We start from the raw sequence: 3,759 nt of genomic DNA on the forward strand, positions 1-3,759 counted from the left end.
ACGTCTCCTGGTGGGAGGAACTGGTTGAAGTAGTGGTCGAAGGTTCCGGTCGACTGCCCGAAGAAGCCGGTGACGGTCAACCTGGTCGCGAAGTACGACGACAGCAGGCCGACGACGTAGAGCGGGACGATCGCGATCAGACCGCCGATGATGCGGGTGGTGACCAGGAACGGCATCGACGGGATCGCCATCACCTCGAGCGCGTCGACCTCCTCGGAGATCCGCATGGCGCCGAGCTGGGCGGTGAAGCCACAGCCCACCGTCGCGGCGAGTGCGATCGCGGCCACCAGCGGAGCGATCTCGCGCGTGTTGAAGTAGGCGGAGACGAAGCCGGAGAAGGCGGCGGTGCCGAGCTGGTTGAGGGCGGCGTAGCCCTGCAGGCCGACCTCGGTGCCGGTGAAGAAGCACATGGCGGTGATGACGCCGACCGTGCCGCCGATGACCGCCAGCGCACCCGAGCCGAGGGTCACCTCGGCCAGGATCCGCAGGATCTCCTTCTTGTAACGGCGGATGGTGCGCGGCGTCCATGCCAGCGCCTTGATGTAGAAGGCGAGCTCCTCGCCCAGGTGGTCGAGCTGCCGGGCGGGGCGTTGGTAGACCTGCTTCACGTCGGCCATGGCGTCAACCCGTCTTCGGTGGCACGAGCTGGAAGTAGATCGCGCTCATGACGAAGTTGACGACGAACAGGAGCATGAAGGTGATGACGACGGACTCGTTCACCGCGTCACCGACGCCCTTCGGGCCACCGGCGGCGTTCATGCCCTTGTAGCACGCGACGATCGCCGCGATCAGGCCGAAGACCAGCGCCTTGGCCATGCCTTGCCACAGATCCGGTAACTGTGCGAGCGCGGTAAAGCTCGCTAAATAGGCACCAGGTGTCCCGTCCTGGAGTACGACGTTGAAGACGTAGCCTCCGGCGACGCCCACGACGCTCACCAGGCCGTTCAGGAACACCGCGACCAGCATGCAGGCGAGGACCCGGGGCACCACGAGGCGCTGGATGGGGTCGATCCCGAGCACCATCATGGCGTCGAGCTCCTCGCGGATCTTCCGGGCGCCGAGGTCGGCCGCGATGGCGGACCCGCCGGCACCCGCGATCAGCAGGGACGTGGCGATGGGCCCTGCCTCACGGACGACGGCGAGGACGGCCGCGGATCCGGTGAACGACTGTGCACCGAACTGCTTGATCAGACCGCCGACCTGCAGCGCGATGACCGCGCCGAAGGGGATGGCGACGAGTGCGGTCGGGATGATCGTGACCGAGGCGATGAACCAGGCCTGCTGGATGAACTCCCGGGTCTGGAAGGGACGCTTGAACAGCGCGCGCCCGACATCGAGACCGAAGGCAAACAACTTGCCTGCGGTCCCGATCGGCGCAAGTGCCCGGGATTCGGTCAACGAGGACACAGACTCAGGCCCCCGACACCATGGTCATGTTGTCGTCGAACGATCCCGGCGGCGGCTCGACGCCGTTCTCCCGGCACCACGCACCCGGCTCGCGCTGGCTGCGACGGGGGATCCCGTTGGAGGGCTCGATCTGCATCGGGATCGGGGGCAGCGGGGGCAGCTCCTGGTCCTTCTCCGCCTCGAGCTCGTCGGCGTCCTTCTCCTCGGACATGCCGATGGGACCGACCCGCTGGGCGTTCAGGAACTGACGGACCACCGGCTCCTCGGAGGAGAGCAGCATCTCGCGCGGACCGAACATGGCGAGGTGCTTGTGGTAGAGCAGCCCGATGTTGTCGGGCACCGTGCGCGCGGTGTTGATGTCGTGGGTCACGATCAGGAACGTCGCGTCGATCTGGGCGTTCAGGTCGACGATGAGCTGGTTCAGGAACGCGGTTCGCACGGGGTCCAGACCCGAGTCCGGCTCGTCGAACAGCACGATCTCGGGGTCGAGGACGAGGGCCCGCGCGAGGCCCGCGCGCTTGCGCATACCGCCGGAGATCTCGCCGGGAAGCTTGTCCTCGGCGCCGAGCAGGCCGACGAGGTCCATCTTCTCCATGACGATGTCGCGGACCTCGGACTCGGACTTCTTGGTGTGCTCGCGCAGCGGGAAGGCGACGTTGTCGTAGAGGTTCATCGAACCGAACATCGCGCCGTCCTGGAACAGCACGCCGAAGAGCTTGCGGATCTCGTAGAGGTCCTTCTCCGAGCAGCTGGCGATGTCGGTGCCCTCGATGATGATCGAGCCACGGTCCGGCTTGAGCAGACCGATCAGGCACTTGAGGAACACGGACTTGCCGGTTCCGGACGGGCCGAGCATGACGCAGATCTCGCCGGCCGGGACGGTGAGCGACACGTCGCCCCAGATGAGCTGCTTGCCGAACGACTTGGTGAGGTCGTCAACCTTGATCTCGACACCCATGCGGTTGGCCTCCCTCTCGCCCGGCTGTGCATGCGGACCTCGGGCGCGCTCGAGGCGCGACCCGATCCATTACTACCCCCACTCACGAGTAACAACGGACCCCGAGCCGCGAGGTTACGCGGAATTTTCCTCGGCGTCAGTTGCTACCTCAGCCAGTGGACAACTGAACACCCACATGATCCCCCGCCAACGGGTGTCACAAACACTGCCGGGAAAAGCAGAGCGGGGCGAGCCACCTCTCGGTGGCTCGCCCCGCTCGGGCTCGGTTCAGCGTGGGGTCACTTGAGAGTGACGGAGGCGCCGGCGCCCTCGAGGGACTCCTTGGCCTTCTCCGCGGCCTCCTTGGTGACCTTCTCCAGCACCGGCTTCGGTGCGGCCTCGACCAGGTCCTTGGCCTCCTTCAGGCCGAGCGAGGTCAGGGCGCGCACCTCCTTGATGACGTTGATCTTCTTGTCGCCGGCGGCCTCGAGGATGACGTCGAACTCGTCCTGCTCGGCGGCGGCGTCGCCACCGGCCTCGCCGGCACCGCCCGCGGCGGGGGCGGCGGCAGCTGCGACAGGCGCAGCGGCGGTGACGCCGAAGGTGTCCTCGAACTGCTTCACGAACTCGCTCAGCTCAATGAGGGTCATCTCCTTGAACGCGTCGAGCAGCTCGTCGGTGGTGAGCTTCGCCATGATGGCGTTTCCTTCCGTTCTTGGACCGGGGAGGTCTCCCTCGGTCCGTGGGTTTCAGGTGGTGTACGTCGGCCTTGCGACCCGGCTTGCGCCGTACCGATCAGGCGTCGGTGGACTCGGTGGCCTCAGCAGCCTCGGCGTCGGTGGCCTCGGCGGCGGGCGCCTCGGTCTCCTCGGCAGGGGCGGCCTCGTCGGCAACCGGAGCGTCCTCGGCAGCGGCCGGCGTACCGGCACCACCTGCGAGGATCGAGGGGTCCTCCTGCGCCTTCGCCTCCAGGGCGCCGGCGAGCCGGGCAGCCTGGGCGAGCGGGGCGTTGAGGAGGTAGACGGCCTGGGACAGCGACGCGAGCATGCCGCCCGCGAGCTTGCCCAGCAGCACCTCACGCGACTCGAGGTCAGCCAGCTTGGCGACCTCGGCAGCGTCGAGGGACTTGCCGTCCAGGACACCGCCCTTGATGACAAGAGCGGGGTTTGCCTTGGCAAAGTCACGCAGACCCTTGGCGGCCTCGACCACGTCTCCATTGATGAAGGCGATGGCAGTGGGGCCGGTCAACAGGTCGTCGAAGCCTTCGATTCCCACCTCGGTGGCGGCAATCTTGGCAAGCGTGTTCTTGACCACGGCGTAGTTGGCGTTCTCGCCGAGGGAGCGCCGCAGGTCCTGCAGCTGCTTCACGGTGAGCCCGCGGTACTCGGTCAGCACAGCGCCGGCGGCACCGTTGA

General features: G+C 67.1%; 5 protein-coding genes. All 5 read right to left on the minus strand.

Features of this window, described 5'->3' with window-relative positions; genetic code table 11:
* A partial coding sequence (locus VFN12_RS12785) for an ABC transporter permease (RefSeq protein ID WP_325119091.1) occupies positions 1-617 on the minus strand: 617 nt, incomplete at its 3' end.
* A gap of 4 nt (positions 618-621) precedes the next feature.
* Positions 622-1,407 (minus strand): MlaE family ABC transporter permease, encoded by a 786-nt coding sequence (locus VFN12_RS12790; protein ID WP_414690041.1) that lies wholly within the window; start codon positions 1,405-1,407, stop codon positions 622-624.
* A 4-nt stretch (positions 1,408-1,411) separates the two neighbouring features.
* Positions 1,412-2,365 carry an ABC transporter ATP-binding protein gene (locus VFN12_RS12795; RefSeq protein ID WP_325119093.1) on the minus strand — a complete coding sequence of 318 codons (954 nt, stop codon included), beginning with the start codon at positions 2,363-2,365 and terminating at the stop codon, positions 1,412-1,414.
* Positions 2,366-2,643: 278 nt separating this feature from the next.
* Entirely contained in the window at positions 2,644-3,039 is a 396-nt protein-coding gene (rplL, locus tag VFN12_RS12800) for a 50S ribosomal protein L7/L12 (RefSeq protein ID WP_325119094.1), read from the minus strand.
* A 100-nt stretch (positions 3,040-3,139) separates the two neighbouring features.
* Positions 3,140-3,759 (minus strand): 50S ribosomal protein L10 (rplJ, locus tag VFN12_RS12805; RefSeq protein ID WP_325119095.1); only part of this gene is annotated, 620 nt, incomplete at its 5' end.

Origin of the sequence: Nocardioides sp. (assembly GCF_035703625.1) — a bacterium.
In the GTDB taxonomy this organism is placed as follows: domain Bacteria; phylum Actinomycetota; class Actinomycetes; order Propionibacteriales; family Nocardioidaceae; genus Nocardioides.